Raw genomic sequence first — 17,262 nt, 5'->3', positions numbered from 1 at the left:
GAGGCAATTTTGAATAAATTTAGTGTTTTATTACCTATAATTTTAGCAGCCAGTTTAACACAAACCGTTTTTGCAAAAGATAAAGCGGCATCTGTGAAAAAATCCTGTTTAAAGGATTATCCACTGGCAGTAGGTGATACAGATCCAGAGATTATTGGTTTTTATAATCAGTTATGTGACAAAAAAAATAAGAAAAATGAGAACTTAAAAAATGAAATTTTTGTAGATATTGCCAAAAAATATCAAGCTAATGGTTACAATTTAAAAGCATTGCAAGCGGTCAATCTGCTGCGAGAAAAGAACTATCAGTCGCCTGAACTTACTGATGTTACTTTTTTAGCAGGTATCGCTATTTCTTATAATGCGCTGAATCATATGCGGAGTAATGAAAATCGTACTCTAGATGAACAGACCTATTCTCCTGCCAAAGTGTTGTCGGATAATATTCGTTATATTCAGCCGACGATTGATAAATCTACGTCTGCTGCAGCAGATGTTCGTGAAAAAAGTACAGAATCTTCGAGCAATGTGAAACCTAAACAGACAACACCAGCTAAAAAACGAACCAATACAGCGTCTACCAAGTCTAAACAAACGACTACAGCAGCAAGCAAAAAGAAAACTACCACGACAGCAAAAACGCAGACTACAGCGAAAAAACCTGCTGCCAGTGGTTCACCTTTCGATACATTAAAAAATAAATAACAAGGAAAAGCACTCATGGCAAAACGTGAAAGTGTACAGAAAAAACTTCAACGAATTCGTCCTCCTCGTGTTCAATTGACTTACGATGTTGAAGTTGGCGACGGTAAAGAAATTAAAGAATTACCATTCGTTGTAGGGGTGTTAGGTGATTTCTCAGCGGCATCTGAAGTAGAGAAAACCAAATTAAAAGACAAGAAATTCATTAATGTTGATTTAGATAATATTGATGAAGTCATGGAGTCTTTAGCACCACGTGCTAATTTTCAAGTTGAAAATACCTTGACTGAAGACGGTGGAAAAATGTCGGTAGATCTTACATTTAAGAGCATGGCCGATTTTACTCCCGAGCAAGTTGTGCAACAGGTTGATCCACTACAAAAGTTAGTTGCTGCGCGTGAGCGTCTGTCTGACTTGCGTAATAAAATTTCAAATAATGAACGCCTAGAAGATTTATTGGATGAAGTGTTACATAACACTGATCAAATTCGTAAGTTGAGCGTGGAGGCAGAAAATGAGTAATTATAATACTGCAACTGCTGCAAACCTTGAAGCAACCGAAGAATATTCACTTTTAGATTCAATTGTCGAACAAAGTCGTATCGCGCGTACAGATCAAGAACATGATCGTGCAAAAAGTTTGATTGGTGAACTTGCTAAAGAAGTCATGGCAGGTACCATTACCGTTTCAGACAATATGACTTTATCAATTGATAAGCGTATTGCTGAAATTGATGCGTTGATTTCATCTCAGTTAAGTAAAATCATGCACCATGCTGAATTTCAAAAAATTGAATCGACATGGCGTGGTTTGTATTATTTCTGCCAAGAAACACCTTCAAATTCTTTAACAAAAATTCGTATGTTAAATACGACGAAAAAAGAGCTGATTAAAGATTTCCAAGGTGCGACCGATTTTGACCAAAGCACATTGTTCAAAAAAATCTATGAAGAAGAATATGGATCATTCGGTGGTGCACCTTATGCAACACTGATTGGTGATTTTGAGTTTGACCGTACACCTTCTGATATGTATTTGCTTGAGCAAATTTCACATGTCGCGGCGGCTGCACATGCACCGTTTATTTCGGCTGCTAGCCCGAATATGTTGGGACTAGAGTCTTTTACTGATATTGATCGTCCGCGTGATGTATCTAAAATCTTTGAAACAGCAGAATATGTACAATGGCGTTCATTCCGTGAAAGTGACGATGCACGATATGTTGCATTGACAATGCCACGTGTATTGGGTCGTTTGCCATATGATCCAAAAGAAGGCATTGCCACTGAAGGATTTAACTTCGTTGAAGAAGTTTCAGGTGAAAATCATAATGAATATTTATGGATGAACGCGGCTTATGCCTTTGGTACGCGTTTAACCAATGCATTTGATATGCATGGTTGGTGTGCTGCGATTCGTGGTGTAGAAGGTGGTGGTTTAGTTGAAGGCTTGCCTGTCCATACGTTCAAAACCAATGATGGCGAAGTGGTCTTTAAATGCCCAACTGAAATTGCCATTACTGACCGTCGTGAAAAAGAACTGAGTGACCTTGGTTTTATTCCGTTGGTACACTGCAAAAATACGGATTATGCAGCATTTTTCGGTGCGCAATCGACGCAAAAACCTAAAAAATATGATAGCGATACAGCAAATGCCAACTCTGCATTGTCTAGCCAGATCCAATACATCATGGCAGTTTCACGTATTGCACATTATTTAAAAGCAATGATGCGTGACAAAGTGGGTAGTTTTGCATCAGCGGGTAATGTTGAGACCTTCTTAAATGAATGGTTGTCGCAATATGTATTACTTGATGATGGTGCATCTCAAGAAGCTAAAGCTCAGTATCCATTGCGTGAAGCTTCTGTAAAAGTTGTAGAAAATCCAGCTTTGCCTGGTCACTACAAATCTGTGGTTTTCTTAAGACCACATTTCCAGTTGGATGAGTTGTCTGTTTCATTACGACTTGTGACCGAGTTACCTCAGTCCTCAAATTAATTTGGGTCAACACTATAATAACTTTAAATAAATAGGTATTCAGAACAATGAAAGATATATACATTCAATTTCGTGGTAAGTACAAAGTAGACGGCGAATCTCGTGATGCAGAGCACAAGAGTTGGTTAGAAGTAAACTCTTGGACGCATAACATCCGTCAACCTAAATCTGCGACTTCTTCAAGCGTGGGTGGTCACACTGCAGAACGTGTAGAACATTCTGATATGGTGTTTGTTAAAGATTTAGACGCGACAAGCCCTAAACTTTGGGAAGCATGTTCAGCAGGTTATACATTTGATGAAGTTCAAATTGATTTCTACCGTGCGAATGGCGACAAACGTATTAAATATCTTCAAATCAAACTGAAACATGTGTTGGTTTCTAGCGTGACACCAACTGTAAATGATGAAGGTGTTCCACACGAATCATTTGGTTTGAAATATGCTGCAGTAGAGTGGACATATAACCAACAAGATATTAACGGTACTGCGAAAGGTGCTGTTACTAAGAAGTGGTCATTATCTAACAACACTGCTTCATACGCAGCGTAATAGATGGATTCAGATAGAGGCTAACTTGGGTAGCCTCTATTTTCATTTTTTTAAATATTTATAAGAAGATATGAATCTCGATCAGCTTTATCCTTATGGTTTTAGAACGACATTATTTGACCGCTTATTACCAGCTGATGCTCAACAGACTCAAGGTCTGTCTTTGCAAGAACTTCGTGAATCTGTTGCTTCCGATTTAGAGGATCTCCTCAATAGTCGTGTGGCAAAATTAGATGAACTGATTGATGACTTTCCATTAGCAAAAAAGTCTATTTTGCAATTTGGCATTATCGATTTTGTGGGCTTATCGACAGCAAATCCATCGGATCGCGACAAAATTTGCCAGTCAATTGAGCAATCGATTGCTGCACATGAACCGCGTTTAAAACAGATTCGCGTCGAAATGCTCATGGATGGCCATAATATGGGGGCACTATGTTTAAGTATTCAGGCATATTTAAATATTCATCCTTTATACGAACCAGTTATTTTTGATGCCTTATTAAAACCAACAACACAACAATATGTTATTTCTCCAAGAGCTTAATGAAGTGGGTTATCTGTGATTGAAGAGCTGTTACCGTATTACGAAAAACAACTACAGGAATTTGGACAACAGTCCCGTGAGTTTGCCAGTAAATACCCCAAAATCGCCCAGCGTTTGTCTTTAAACCAAGAACAAATAGATGACCCGCATATTGAGCGTTTAATTCAAGCCTTTTCTTTAATTTCTGCACGGATTGATAAAAAACTTGCAGATAGTTATGACGTTTTTACCCGATCAATTTTTGAGGTGATGTTTCCTCAATATTTAAAACCATTTCCTGCATGTTCTGTGGTGAGCTTCGAAGATATAAATAAAATTAAGCAATTAACAGATCGACACGTTATTCCAAAGGCGACCAGTCTAAAAGCCAAAAGTACGCGCGGTGTTCAATGTGAATATCAGACGGTACAAGAAGTAACATTATTGCCGATTCAATTAAAACAGCTCAATTTCAAAACTCATCCATCGGCACATATGCATTTAAATCAAAATGCCACATTGAGCTTAGGATTTGAAATTTTTTCGAATAAGCACGCTTTACTCAAAAATGAAACTTTGCCGATCTTTTTAGACGCTATTTCTAATTTTCCTTTGCAGGTTTTGGATAGTATTTTTAAATCGACTACGAGTTTTTCGATTCGTGTGGGGCAGCACATTTTTGATATTGCCAATCCATTTGAAATTATGGGCTTTGATGAAGTTCAAAGTGTTCTACCTATCGATCAGCATACGCATCATGCATATCGTTTATTGATGGAATATTTTTGTGTTCCTGAAAAATTCAATTTTTTAAATCTAAATTTAGATTTCATTAAGTTTTTAAGTTTAGAACATAGTGAATTTGATGTTCAAATGCACTTTAAACTCAATTTAAATGATCAAGCGGCGATTCGAAATTATTCAGAATTAAATGCGGCAAATTTTAAATTGTTTGCTACACCAATTGTTAATCTTTTCAATAAACAAGCAGAGCCGCAAAAGATTAATCATAAGCGAATGGAATATCCATTGGTGACAGATGCACACCATCCTGAATATTTTCAAGCCTATAGCATTTTAAAAATGAATATGGTGCGTGAAAAAAGTAACCAAGATGAAGTGTATTATCCGGTACTGCCTTTTTTTGCAATGAGTCATTATCATCAGGATAAAGTCCAGTTTTTTTATAGTTTAAATCCGCAGCAGATGAAGAATAAACATCAGGAATTAAACTATTCAATCATATCTCGTGCTTTAGACCCGCATAGTACTCAGTCCGATTTTATTAGTACTGAACTACTATGTAGTAATCGTGAGTTACCTTACGAAAGTTATAATAAAGATCAAAATGCATTAACTCTGAATGATAGTAATTTGGCCCGTCGTGCCCTGATGCTCAAACGACCGTCGTTACCGTATTATTTTGAGCAAAATAAACAAGAACAGTGGCGGGTCATTTCACATTTATCTTTGAATAATATGTCTTTAATGAAAGGCGATACGGTCTCTCATATTAAAGAACTTTTGGAATTGTATAATTTACCTAAATCAAAAGAAAACCAAATTATTATCGACTCCATAAAAAATATTCAGTTTTCTACCACACAGAAACTTGTAGATAGTAAACCGTTTCCATTATTTGTCAGAGGTTTAAAAGTACAGCTCGATATCGATGCGGATATATTTAGAGGGCATAGCCTGTATATATTTAGTCAATTGCTAGCCCATATCTTTAATTTAAAAGTCAATATGAACAGCTTTGTCGATGTCTCGGTTTTTGATGCAAATAGTCAACAGGAGTTATACCAATGCGTGCAGAACGTTGGTGGCAAGAAAGCTCTGTAATTGACGGACTTTTCCAAGAACCGAAAGCCTACGAGTTTGTTCAAGCTACTCGTTTGTTAAGACATGCACCTTATGGAGCAGCTCAAGTCCATTGGGCTAATGACTTTGAGTTTAATAGTTCACTTAATTTGAACTTCCCGAACACTGAAATTGAAAGTTTAGAGTTCAACGATGAGAAAGTTGAACTGACAAATTTAATGGTGGGTTTAACGGGTATTCAAGGTGCATTACCTTATAGCTATACCAATAAGATTAAGCTCAGCGGGCGACATCAGCGACACGAAACACAAAAGTTTTTAGGGCTGTTTAATCATAAATTAACAGCACATTATGTTGATGCCAGTTTAAATTATCATTTACCTATTCGTTATGAAATCGAGCAGGATAATCACTATCTTGATATTTTACATGCATTAAATGGTTATATCCGTAGCCAGCATGATCAGCCAGATTTAGATGATTATTTTGCTGAATTCTCAGGTTTAATGCAGGGGCAAAACAATACAGCTTATGCATTAAAAACCATGCTGAATTGTATCTTTAAGCAGAAATTTGATATTCGAGAATTTATCCCTGAAACTTTTGTATTTGAAGAAGATCAGAGAACATGTTTAGGTGGATCTCAGCCGAGCTTATTGGGGCTGAATACTTTTTGTGGTGAGAAGATTCAACAGATTGACGAAAAAATTGAAATCGTGATTGGACCTTTAAATCATGAAGATTATTTAACATTTTTACCGAATCAGGCACGCAGCCTAAAATTAAAACAAATGATTCAAACTTGGTGCAGTCCAACATTAATGGTGGATGTGCGCTTAATTTTACAAAAAGAAGAAATAAAACCGGTGTGTTTAAATTCTTTGAGCGGAATTGGTTTAGCTCAGGGAGCATTTTTACAGCCGAATAAACAGGTCGATAATACAGAAACCTGTTATGCCTTAATGGGGAATTTATAATAATGCTGAAATTAATAATTGGGACCTTTAGTACGCTTTTTGTTTTGTGTACTGCTTTCGTGATTTTTTACTGGCGAGATACAGGCTATGACCCGACAGCTTTTGATCTGGTCACCTATTTTCTAATTCTTCCTGTCGCTTTATGTGCAATTACTTTGTCTCCTTATTTGATTTATAAGGGCATTCAACATCAAAAAGAAAAAAAACTTGAAGCTGAAAAACGTGCAGAAGAACAAGCTGAGCAACAACAAATTGACGCCATTGAACAAGCAAAACCGAAGCCTGTCGATGTACAGCAATTTCGTTTAAATGTTTATTCTTCAGCGGCTTGGCATAGTTTTGGTGAAAACGAACAAATTATCCAAGATATTCAACAATTCAAAAGTCCTGAACTCGATGATAAATTATTCAATGCATACGGTTTGCCTGTTCTTTCATTTCGAATCAAAGATTTAGATGAACTTACTAGTGAAGAAGCGGATGATGAATATAGTGCCATCACCATGCGTGAAAAACGAATCCAGTCACTTATTCAGCAACAACTAGAGCAACACGTTGAAAGTCTATTTTTAATTGCTGAGCATCTGAAGCAATCAGCACTCTTTTATGATAGTGAATTGGCATATCAGTATCGTATGCATCCGGGTTGGGTGGACCCAGACTATACGCAAGATGAACATCCAGAACATTTGGCGAACAATGCACAGCAAGTTTCACGTTTAAATCGTTTAAATGTCCATATTTTGCTTGCTGATAATTTGATTCATCAATGGAATGATGATTATGCTCAAATTATTCAGCAGTATCTATCTGACGGATTTTCGATCATTCCCGAACAAATTCATATCGAGCCACATTTTATCGGCACTCAAGTCGCTTATTCAGAATGGTTAAGCATTTTAGAGATGATTTCAAAACAAAAGTTTGAAGTCAGTTTGATTCTGAATGCTGACTCTGAAATCGACCAAGAATGGATTGATGAAAAGATGTGGTTACAAGAAAAATACATTGCTGCAGAGTTTGCATCGAGTTGGTGTTTGGCTGCTTCAGACGTTCAAGTTCGAGGTTTAACTCCAAATAAAGTGCTACAAGTGGTGGCACATGAGCCTGAGTTGAAACGTCATTTAGAGCTTAAAGCACTGAATAATTTAGATCAGTATGATCAAGAACAACCCTTTTTATTGATGTTAGATGATGCAACGGATATGAAAGTGGTGAAAAAATTACAGTATAAATTTAATGAAACCGCGATTGAAACCTATCATTTTTTATATACAAAACAGAATCTTGGAAATACCCAGCAATTGGCAAAAATTTTTGGATTCATGTTGGGTATGCACTTGCCAGAAGAGTTAACTGCCATGATTTATAGCACAGACCAAGAATCGACATTTGCTTTTATTCAAGCATTTTCAGTAGAAGATGAACTTGAACAAGAAACTGTTTAATTAGAATTAAGACGAAATTGAGAACATTGTGAACACACTATTTTATACGATCCTCGGTTATGTTTGGCAGTACGTCACCAATCCTAAAGCGATGGTGGCTTTGTCATTTTTTGTGGCCATTGTGGCTATGCATAATTCGATTCCGCAAAAGACTTTTTACATTGTGGTTGCTGTTTATATTCTCGGATTAATTCTGTGGGGTATATATGAATTAGTACAGCATTATCGTCATAAACAGCAAGGCGAAGAACTTGCTGAGGCGATTGCCAAGGATAATGAAGCTGAATACGGTAAACAAAAAAATAAAGAAGAACTTGCGCTGATCAATCAGCAAATGAAAGACTCGATTCAACTTATCCGTAAATCAAAACTCGGCGACAAAAAGGGGAATGCAGCCCTATATGAATTACCTTGGTACATGGTGATTGGTAACCCAGCAGCGGGTAAAAGTTCAGCGATTTATAATTCTGGTCTTAGATTTCCATTTGAAGAAACTCATCAGAAAATGGTGTCGGCAGGTCTAAGTGGTACTCGTAACTGCGATTGGTTTTTCTCTACAGATGGTGTGTTACTCGATACCGCAGGTCGATATTCTGTTTATGCCGAAGACCATTCAGAATGGTTAGGTTTCTTAAATATTCTCAAAAAAAACCGTTCTAAAGCACCAATTAACGGTTTAATCGTGATTGTTTCTGTGGCTGAGCTTGTCAGTCAAAGCCCTGAAAAATCAATCAAATTAGCCAAAAACTTACGCGCACGTATACAGGATTTGACTGAACGTTTAGAAATTTTTGCGCCAGTGTATATCGTTTTTTCAAAAATGGATTTGATTGCCGGCTTTACTGAATTTTTTGATTGTTATGATAAGGATGAATTTGATCAAGTTTGGGGTGCAACGCTACCTTATGATCCAGACTCATCCGAACATGCTGTTGAGATGTTCGAAAAGCATTATTCAATTTTATATGATGGTTTGAAGAGCGTCAGTACTACGCACTTGAGTCGTCGTCATTCGCAAAATATTTCTCCAAGTGTAATGACATTTCCACTTGAGTTTAAAAGTTTAAAGCCAGTGTTAAAAACGTTTATTGGTACGTTGTTTCAAGACAACCCTTATCAGTTTAAACCAGTATTCCGTGGGTTCTATTTCACCAGTGCGTTGCAAGAAGGTGTGATTGAAAGTCCAATGACCGAGCAAATCGCTGAAGATTTTCATTTGGTGAAAAGTACGGATAGTGAGTTTGGCATTCCTACGAATTCTGTTTCGCAAGATCATGGTTATTTCTTAAAAGGACTATTTTCAACCGTCATTTTAAAAGATAAAAATCTGGTTAAACAACATATTAATCCTGCACGTAAACGTCAGCGCTTTATGGCATTTATTGCTGCATTGTTATTGGTTGCTGTGGTGCTTGGGTTGTGGGTTTGGTCGTATCGTAATAACCAACAACTCGTGGCGGAAGTTCAGGCAGACCTAGATAAAGTTGTGCAAATGGAAAGCCGTAGCGGAAGTGAACTTTCAACTCAATTGGATGCATTACTGATATTACAAGGGCATTTACAACAACTCGATCATTTTGATGAAGATCGTCCATTAAAATACAGCTTTGGTTTATACCAAGGGAATAAGATTCGTGAAAAACTCAAAGTTGAGTATTTACGAGGTATTCAACAAATTGTTTTAGCACCATCTCAGCAAAATATGGCGCAGTACTTACAACGCGTTAAAGCCAATGAAGCGACGTTGAAAGAAAATCACGTCAATGTGCAAATCACTCAAGCGGTGAAATCAAATCAGCCCTATTTAGAACCATCGGATACTAATCCTCAGGATGCATATAATGCACTGAAGGCGTATTTGATGATGAGCAATCATAAATATATGGAATCGAGCCATTTGAGTGACCAAGTTACTCGTTTCTGGCGTTCATGGTTAGATTCAAATCGTGGTCAAATGCCACGTGGGGAAATGATTCAAAAAGCCGAACAAGTTTTATCTTATGCGATGACTTTAGCTGCTGATCCTGCGTTCCCGCAAATGGAATCTGATCCTTTATTGGTTGATCAAACACGTCAATTATTGACGGCTGTTACTATGGGCATTCCTGCACGTGACCGCGTTTATAATGAAATTAAAATGCGTGGTTCAGTACGTTTCCCTGCAGTGACAGTGAAGCAAATTTTAGGTGAAACAGGCCAAAATAGCATGTTGGGTAGTTATGCCTTGCCGGGTATCTTTACTTACCAAGCATGGAATGATTATGTAAAAGATGCGATTAACCAAGCAGCGAATAATCCGACGGATACTCAAGATTGGGTACTCAATACCAATCGTTCTGATGACCTGACATTTAGTGGCAGTCCAGATCAGATCAGTAAACAGTTAACCGAACTTTATAAGCAGGAATATATCGCTGAATGGCGTAAATTCTTAAATGCTGTGCATTATGGCAAAGGCGCAGATGTCGCTCAGCAGTCACGTTTTATCGATATTTTAGGTGAACCTGAAAATTCGCCAATTCGTAAAGTGGTTGACCGTATTGCGAAAGAAACCAGTTGGGATAATCCAATTGTTCAAGCAGAACTGGCTGCACCTCAGAAAGGCTTTATTGCGTGGTTTAAACGTAAAGTCCTTAGCCGTGATGATGCGCAGCAGGCACAGCAAGTGGCTTCAAAAGCCGGTCAAGGTGTTATTGCAAAAGAATTTGATGTGTTCTATCAATTGGTTCGTAAGCGTGATGATCAGCAAAACAAATCTATTTTAGATGAATACATGCTGTCTTTGAGTCAAGTACGTAGTAAGTTCAATGACTTAAAGAGTGGTGGTGATATGGGCCCTGCAAGCATGACATTGGTGAAACAAACCATCAATGATCAAAGCTCTGTCTTTAATAGCACGCAAAAATTTGTGGATGAAAAAATGTCTGTGGGTCTAAATGAATTAGATCAACAGTTGATTCAAAAACTCTTTATGCAGCCGGTGACTCAGTCATTTGAAGTTCTTTTGATTCCAGCTCAAAACGAAATTAATAAGTTGTGGGCAATGCAGGCGTATCAACCATTTACAACTAATCTTGCGCCTAAATATCCATTTAATAGCAATGCAACTTTACAAGCAACCAGTAATGAAATTAGCCAAATTTTTGGTGAAAACGGAAGTATCGCTCGCTTTGTAAAAGAATATTTAGATCCATTGGTGATTCGTCGTGGCTATACCTTAACCACGAAAACATGGAAAGATTTGGGCATTGGTTTAAATCCACAATTTGTAGCGAACTTCCAACGCTATGTTGCGCCAAGTAATGGCGTTGCTACAGGGGAATTGAGTCAAGCAGCACCTGCGGCAACCAATCAATCGAACTTCCAGTTCTTCCCATTAGAAAATACACAGTTGCTTTCATATACCATTGATATTGATGGTCAGCGTATGGTGTATGAAAACGGTGTTCAGCAATGGGTGAACTTCGTTTGGCCAAATAAAGGGGCAATTCCGGGTGCACGTATTACTGCAATTGACTTGGAAGGTCAAACGCATACGATTTTTGATGAGCCGGGTGAATATGGTATTAACCGATTGGTTGAAGGCGCTCAGCGTACACAAAATGGTAATTCATTTGAAATGGTGTGGCGTAGCAAACAAAATCCAAAAGTGTTTGTTAAAGTGAACTTCCGTTTGATTAGTGGTAACGCATCTGGCCCAACTACAGGTTCAGGCTATTCAGGTATGACTCTTGTTGATCAAGTGGTGACGAATAAAGGTGTTCGTGTCGTCGCAGCGCAAACGATGCCTGCAGGACAAGCGCTTGTAGCGCCAGCGACTTCACCGATGAGTGTTGTACAAGGAACAGCAACACCATGATGATGAATTTAAAAATAAGAGCGGTGGCATTCGTGCAAAAGAACAAGGAGTGTGACGATGTATGAAGTGAGAACGACACCGCTGTATTATGGAAAATGTCCAGCTCGTGGTGACTTCTTAAAGAGCCGTGAACAATATTCACTGATTCAGTTAATCGATCAGTGGATCACGGAGGCGCTTGAGTTCGCTATGCGTTCAGACAATTTTAATGCAGCGTATAACTCACTGCCTTCATTAGATTTCTTTATTGCCAGTCCAAAAGATAAGCGTTTTTTGGTTGCCAATTTGATTAGCAGTGAAGACAGTTCAAAGCGTCAATTTCCAATGGTGCTGGCTCATCTGCTAGAAATCGATGATCCTTTCGATAATATTTTGTATGCACCTTATCGTTATAAACAAACCTTAATTGACTTATATCAGCGTAACCGAGTGATGCGTTCTATTCGCGATCCCGATATTTTGCTCGATAAATTAGGCAAACTGAATAACGAAATTCAAGTGTTCGGGACAGAAGAAACCTCTTCTTTTTATGAGCATCATACTTTGCATTCATTTGCACGTTTATTGAATTTTACGCCTTATCAGTTGGCGCAAAGCATGATTGGTCTCGGTTTGCTGCTACAACCGATTATTCATCAGGGTACGTCTCGGTTGAATAAAGTGTTGATCTTACCGATCAATAATATTAGTTACTGTTACGAAATTGCGGCTTTTTGGGTCAATTTAATTAGTCGCTTTGTCGAAAACCAGGATGCTGAGTTACTCATTGGCATCCTACACAGTGATTCGCCAGTTTTACTGTTTGGTTTTCAAGGTGCTGATATTACTGCACTCAGTGATGTTTTCACCCAAAATATGCAAAGTGATCATTGGGTTTCCCTGATCGATGCCAGTTGGATTGATCCTTATCTTGAACAAAATGCAGGCTTAGCCGTTTTGGAACAGTCTTTGAGTGAGCGTCAGATCAGCCTTATTCATGGCATTAAACTTTTTAGACAGACTTTTATAGAAGAATAATGATGCAAAGAATCTTACCAATGTTGCCCAAATTTCTTGCGAGTGTGTGCATTTTAGGTTGTTCGACTTTGCTTTGGGCAGAGCCTATTGTGATTGAAGGTGCTGTACCGAATGAAGCAACCAAGCAAGAAATATTAAATAAAGCCTATTTGACCTATGGTCAGGCAAATGTGGTTGATAAAATTCAGGTTCGAGCGGTTACAGCACCCAATGGTTGGGGCAATAGCGTAAGCCAAATGATTAATGATGACTTAAAAAAAGTAAAACAGGGGAAACTCTCTGTACGTGGAACGCAAGTCGATTTAAGTGGCAAGATGTCAAATCAAAATGATATCCAACCAACGACCACCAAGTTTCAGTCTTTGGTCACAGCACCTTTTCGTTTCAATGCACAGCTTTCTGTCAATCAGGCTGAACAGGCTATTATTGATGCGGCTTTACGTAATCGTATTATCGAATTTGAATCTGGAAGCGCGATTTTAGCGCCATCTGGGGTACAAATCTTAGATGAAATGGTTGTCGCACTGAATCGCGTCGGTGGGAAAAAAGTACGAATTATTGGTCACACAGACAGCTCGGGGAATCCTGAGAAAAACTTAAGTTTAAGCCAAGAACGTGCTAATGCGGTTAAAAACTACCTGATTTCAAAAAATATTGCGACGGCGAACTTAAGTACTGAAGGGATGGGCTCAAATAAGCCTGTAGCAGACAATGCTACGCCTGAAGGTCGTAAGAAAAACCGTCGTATTGAGTTTGAAGTACTGTAACTATTGTAACTTAACTACAACGGCTAATGCGATGAATGAACCCAGTATATGTAGACTGGGTTTTTTTATGCCAATCTGATTCAGTCAATTATTTAATATTTGAACAAAAAAATTTCTTTAAAGCAGTGGTGTGCGCGCACATTAAGAATATATTTTGAATTGGGCTGAAGCTATTAATTTTTGCATTCTATACCACTAAAGCATTCATATTTTGAGCAATAAAACAGTGGATTCTAAAATCAATTAAGGTTAAAACATAAGAATCAGTTTTGGATATGCGTTTCATATCTACTGCTTTCAATCTTGTCGTTAAAGAATAATCACTTTTGACATGGCGTAAAGTTTTAAAAAATCTGCAGGACAGTGCGGAAAACAACAACTCAATATGGATGAATGTGGGAGCAAAGAATGCTTGGTAATATGATGTTTAAACCGCTTTTGATTAGTAGCATGATTGAACATGCGGGTCGCTATCATGCGGATAGTTTAGTAATTTCAAAAAATACAGACACGACGATTACGAAAACTACTTGGGGTGATGTTCATAAAAATTCAAAACGTTTTGCGAATGTTCTCGCATCACTCGGTTTAAATTTAGGGGATCGTGTTGCGACGATCGCTTGGAATAACCATCGCCACTTAGAGTCTTGGTACGCTATTTCTGGTAGTGGCTATGTTTGTCACACCATCAATCCTCGACTATTTCCTGAACAATTAGTTTTTATCATCAATGATGCATCTGATCGTGTCATGTTATTTGATAAAACTTTTTTGCCTTTAATCAAAGCAGTAAAACCTTTATTAAAATCTGTTGAGCACTTTATTTGCTTAGATGCACCAGATGCAGCGATTGTCGAAGCTGTGCCAGATGTTAAATTTTATGACGAACTTATCGCGGGGCAATCTGCAGACTATACATGGCCAGAATTAGATGAATTATCGGCTAGTTCTTTATGTTATACCTCGGGTACCACAGGCAATCCTAAAGGTGTGTTGTATAGTCATCGTTCAACAGTCTTACACAGTTATGCGATTTGTATGCCAGATTCATTAAATATCTCAGCGCGAGATATTATGATGCCTGTTGTGCCGATGTTCCATGTCAATGCATGGGGTACGCCATATGCTGCGGCTATGGTGGGTTGCACCTTAGTGCTGCCAGGCCCAGGTTTAGATGGAGCAAGCCTGACGCAAATGATTGATGACTATAAAGTATCCGTTGCATTGGGTGTTCCAACGATTTGGCAGGGTTTAATCAATGCTGCGCAACAAGCAGGTAGTCAGCTCGAAAGTTTAGTGCGTAATGTGGTTGGTGGATCTGCTTGCCCACCTGCGATGTTGAAAGTGTTTAAAGAGCAATTTAACTGTGAAACGATTCATGCTTGGGGCATGACCGAAACCAGTCCATTAGGTTCTTCAAACCAGTTTAAAGCCAAACATTTGTTATTATCTGAAGAAGAACAATTACAAGTGCGTTTGTCACAAGGTCGTCCACCATTTGGGGTCGATTTACGTATTACCGATGAAGAAAACGGTACATATGAAGTTGCACGTGATGGTGAAACGACAGGTAATTTACAGATCCAAGGGCATTGGATTATTGGCAATTACTTTGGCAAAACAGAGTCTGCATTAACCTCAGATGGTTGGTTTGATACCGGGGATATTGCAACCCTGAATGAAGATGGTTTCTTAAAAATTAGTGACCGTTCAAAAGATTTGATCAAATCGGGCGGCGAATGGATTTCTTCTGTTGAGTTAGAAAACTTGGCTATGGGACATCCTAAAATTGCAATGGCAGCAGTGATTGCAGCGACTCATCCGAAATGGGATGAGCGACCTGTATTGATTGCGATTAAAAAGCCAGATGTCGATTTATCTGATACAGAAATTTTGGATTATTATGCAGATAAAGTTGCTAAATGGCAGGTGCCAGATAAAGTGATTTTCGTGGATGCTATTCCTTTGAGTGGAACAGGTAAAATGCTGAAAAAAGATCTACGTGAGCAATTTGGTGCTGTATTACTAGAAAGCTAACTTAATGTAAGTCACTAACTAAATGTTGGTAAAGTGCAAAACGCAAAGGTGATATGCCTTTGCATTTTTTTATAAAAACTTACCTTTCGATACATACCAAGTTCTTAATATCAGGTTTTTAAATAAATTTTTTTCAACGAATCTATAACCAAGTTCAATGAATAATCTAGCCGTGTTGGGTCGCATTCAATTCAATAAAAGCGTAAATTGATGAGGCATCCACCGTTAAACCACCTTTCTTATGTTTCCAGTTTGGATCTTATTCACTTTAATGGCTGCTTTTATGCAGTCATGGCGCAATGCATTTCAAAAGCAACTCAGTACCACTGTTGATGTGTATGGTGTCACCCTTGCACGGTTTATTTTTGGGCTCCCATTTGCCTGTATTTATTTGTTCGTGTTGTACCAGCAACAGCCTGTGACTCAGGTGACCACATTTACACCTATGTTTTGGGTTTATGTGGTGATTGCAGGGCTAAGTCAAATTTTAGCGACGATTTTAATGGTCTTGCTTTTTAAACAAAAGAATTATGCCATCGGCGTCGGTTTAGCGAAAAGTGAAGCGATCTTTGCGGCCATTGTTGGGGTAATTTTCTTAAGTGAACATTTAAGTTTATTTGGTTGGATTGGTGTTTTGGTTGGTGGTGTTGCCGTTTTTCTTTTAAGCAAAGGTTCTCAACGACAAAAATTATCTCTGCCAACGTTATGCATCGGTGTAGGAAGTGGATTAAGTTTTGCAATTACCTCTTTATTGGTTCGTGAAGCCAGTTTAGAGCTAAGTGATTTACCGACTTTGCATCGTGCGGCATGGGTGTTGTTGAGTGTAATTGGCTTTCAATGTGTGATTATGCTGCTGTACCTCAGTCTATTTAGCCGCAAAACGCTCATTGCCATGTGGGATAGAGTCGGTCTGACCTTTCGCGTTAGTGTCTGTAGCTTTCTAGCATCCTTGGGCTGGTTTACTGCTATGAGTATGCAAACGGTTGCGATTGTCAAAACCCTAGGTCAAATCGAAATCTTATTTAGCCTATTAATCTCTGCCTATTTCTTTAAGGAAAAACTCGCAAGAACCGATCATTGGGGATTAGCCTTAGTGGTGATTGCGGCGATTATGGTGATTTGGGCTTAATATGTGCTTTAAACAGTCATGAAGGAAAATAAAGGCCAAATTTAAGTCAGATTTTCGAATATTTTTTTAATTAAAATATGAGAAAAATTAATGTTTACTAAGATATTTATCATGGAATTGTTTATGATTTAAAGGATGATTAAACTTTGAACATGATTGAAAATGCTCAATTTGTCCAATTTATATATTTATTTTTCGAATTTTAGCGTTAATTTTATTATTATTATTATTAGATTTCTTTCATAAGTCGTTTTTCACTCAGCTCCAAGTTATAAATTCCAGCAATTAGATTGAATCTCAATGCTAGTCTTTTGCCTCGATTGCGATATCGCTCAGCAAGAATTTTGAAGGTTTTCAAACTGCCAAATACATGCTCAATTCCAATTCTTCTTTTATTGATTTCCTGATTATAGATTTTTAGTTCGG

General features: G+C 38.0%; 14 protein-coding genes. 13 read left to right on the top strand and 1 reads right to left on the bottom strand.

From position 1 onward, the window contains the following. Nucleotides 1-9 precede the first annotated feature (9 nt). The 13 genes from FTV37_RS14470 (at nucleotide 10) to FTV37_RS14410 (ending at nucleotide 16,836) form a co-directional block, all read left to right on the top strand. Nucleotides 10-705 carry a hypothetical protein gene (locus FTV37_RS14470; protein WP_180064164.1) on the top strand — a complete coding sequence of 232 codons (696 nt, stop codon included), beginning with the start codon at nucleotides 10-12 and terminating at the stop codon, nucleotides 703-705. Between the two features lie 15 nt (nucleotides 706-720). After that, the gene (gene tssB, locus FTV37_RS14465; protein ID WP_078193364.1) at nucleotides 721-1,224 is read left to right on the top strand and encodes a type VI secretion system contractile sheath small subunit; all 504 of its coding nucleotides are present in this window, start codon (nucleotides 721-723) and stop codon (nucleotides 1,222-1,224) included. Further along, complete coding sequence (gene tssC / locus FTV37_RS14460) at nucleotides 1,217-2,701, top strand: type VI secretion system contractile sheath large subunit (protein ID WP_180064163.1); 1,485 nt, start codon at nucleotides 1,217-1,219, stop codon at nucleotides 2,699-2,701. The genes tssB and tssC overlap by 8 nt, the downstream gene beginning before the upstream one ends. A 47-nt stretch (nucleotides 2,702-2,748) precedes the next feature. Further along, entirely contained in the window at nucleotides 2,749-3,252 is a 504-nt protein-coding gene (locus FTV37_RS14455; RefSeq protein ID WP_078190771.1) for a type VI secretion system tube protein Hcp, read from the top strand. A gap of 70 nt (nucleotides 3,253-3,322) precedes the next feature. Then, nucleotides 3,323-3,799 carry a type VI secretion system baseplate subunit TssE gene (tssE, locus tag FTV37_RS14450; RefSeq protein WP_078190770.1) on the top strand — a complete coding sequence of 159 codons (477 nt, stop codon included), beginning with the start codon at nucleotides 3,323-3,325 and terminating at the stop codon, nucleotides 3,797-3,799. 15 nt (nucleotides 3,800-3,814) lie between these two features. Beyond that, on the top strand, nucleotides 3,815-5,623 hold the full coding sequence (gene tssF, locus FTV37_RS14445; protein ID WP_180064162.1) for a type VI secretion system baseplate subunit TssF: 1,809 nt from the start codon (nucleotides 3,815-3,817) through the stop codon (nucleotides 5,621-5,623). Beyond that, entirely contained in the window at nucleotides 5,587-6,579 is a 993-nt protein-coding gene (gene tssG, locus FTV37_RS14440; RefSeq protein ID WP_180005370.1) for a type VI secretion system baseplate subunit TssG, read from the top strand. Before tssF ends, tssG begins: the two co-directional genes overlap by 37 nt. A gap of 2 nt (nucleotides 6,580-6,581) precedes the next feature. Continuing rightward, nucleotides 6,582-8,027 (top strand): hypothetical protein, encoded by a 1,446-nt coding sequence (locus tag FTV37_RS14435; RefSeq protein WP_180064161.1) that lies wholly within the window; start codon nucleotides 6,582-6,584, stop codon nucleotides 8,025-8,027. Between the two features lie 28 nt (nucleotides 8,028-8,055). Continuing rightward, nucleotides 8,056-11,886 carry a type VI secretion system membrane subunit TssM gene (tssM, locus tag FTV37_RS14430; RefSeq protein WP_180012034.1) on the top strand — a complete coding sequence of 1,277 codons (3,831 nt, stop codon included), beginning with the start codon at nucleotides 8,056-8,058 and terminating at the stop codon, nucleotides 11,884-11,886. Between the two features lie 57 nt (nucleotides 11,887-11,943). Further along, nucleotides 11,944-12,903: a type VI secretion system-associated protein TagF gene (gene tagF, locus FTV37_RS14425; protein WP_078190765.1), complete on the top strand. Its 960-nt coding sequence runs from the start codon at nucleotides 11,944-11,946 to the stop codon at nucleotides 12,901-12,903. Nucleotides 12,904-12,923: 20 nt separating this feature from the next. Then, a complete protein-coding gene (locus FTV37_RS14420) occupies nucleotides 12,924-13,670 on the top strand; it encodes an OmpA family protein (protein WP_257224353.1) in 747 nt (248 codons plus the stop codon). A 408-nt stretch (nucleotides 13,671-14,078) separates the two neighbouring features. Next, nucleotides 14,079-15,707, top strand: coding sequence for a long-chain-fatty-acid--CoA ligase (locus FTV37_RS14415; RefSeq protein WP_180064159.1), 1,629 nt, complete (start codon nucleotides 14,079-14,081; stop codon nucleotides 15,705-15,707). Between the two features lie 241 nt (nucleotides 15,708-15,948). Further along, on the top strand, nucleotides 15,949-16,836 hold the full coding sequence (locus FTV37_RS14410; protein WP_180064158.1) for a DMT family transporter: 888 nt from the start codon (nucleotides 15,949-15,951) through the stop codon (nucleotides 16,834-16,836). Between the two features lie 229 nt (nucleotides 16,837-17,065). On the opposite strand, the gene FTV37_RS14405 is transcribed toward FTV37_RS14410, so the two are convergent. After that, nucleotides 17,066-17,262: transposase (locus tag FTV37_RS14405; RefSeq protein WP_180026601.1), on the bottom strand; the 197-nt coding region annotated here is incomplete at its 5' end.

Origin of the sequence: Acinetobacter sp. YH16042, assembly GCF_013417245.1 — a bacterium.
Lineage (GTDB): Bacteria > Pseudomonadota > Gammaproteobacteria > Pseudomonadales > Moraxellaceae > Acinetobacter > Acinetobacter amyesii.
The sequence above is the reverse complement of the archived record's forward strand: the minus strand, read 5'-3'. Positions and strand labels throughout refer to the sequence as shown.

Coding starts and splice junctions, on each gene's coding strand:
- tssB (WP_078193364.1), top strand. CDS start 721: ATGGCAAAACGTGAAAGTGTACAGAAAAAACTTCAACGAATTCGTCCT.
- tssC (WP_180064163.1), top strand. CDS start 1,217: ATGAGTAATTATAATACTGCAACTGCTGCAAACCTTGAAGCAACCGAA.
- FTV37_RS14455 (WP_078190771.1), top strand. CDS start 2,749: ATGAAAGATATATACATTCAATTTCGTGGTAAGTACAAAGTAGACGGC.
- tssE (WP_078190770.1), top strand. CDS start 3,323: ATGAATCTCGATCAGCTTTATCCTTATGGTTTTAGAACGACATTATTT.
- tssG (WP_180005370.1), top strand. CDS start 5,587: ATGCGTGCAGAACGTTGGTGGCAAGAAAGCTCTGTAATTGACGGACTT.
- FTV37_RS14435 (WP_180064161.1), top strand. CDS start 6,582: ATGCTGAAATTAATAATTGGGACCTTTAGTACGCTTTTTGTTTTGTGT.
- tagF (WP_078190765.1), top strand. CDS start 11,944: ATGTATGAAGTGAGAACGACACCGCTGTATTATGGAAAATGTCCAGCT.
- FTV37_RS14420 (WP_257224353.1), top strand. CDS start 12,924: ATGTTGCCCAAATTTCTTGCGAGTGTGTGCATTTTAGGTTGTTCGACT.
- FTV37_RS14415 (WP_180064159.1), top strand. CDS start 14,079: ATGCTTGGTAATATGATGTTTAAACCGCTTTTGATTAGTAGCATGATT.
- FTV37_RS14410 (WP_180064158.1), top strand. CDS start 15,949: ATGTTTCCAGTTTGGATCTTATTCACTTTAATGGCTGCTTTTATGCAG.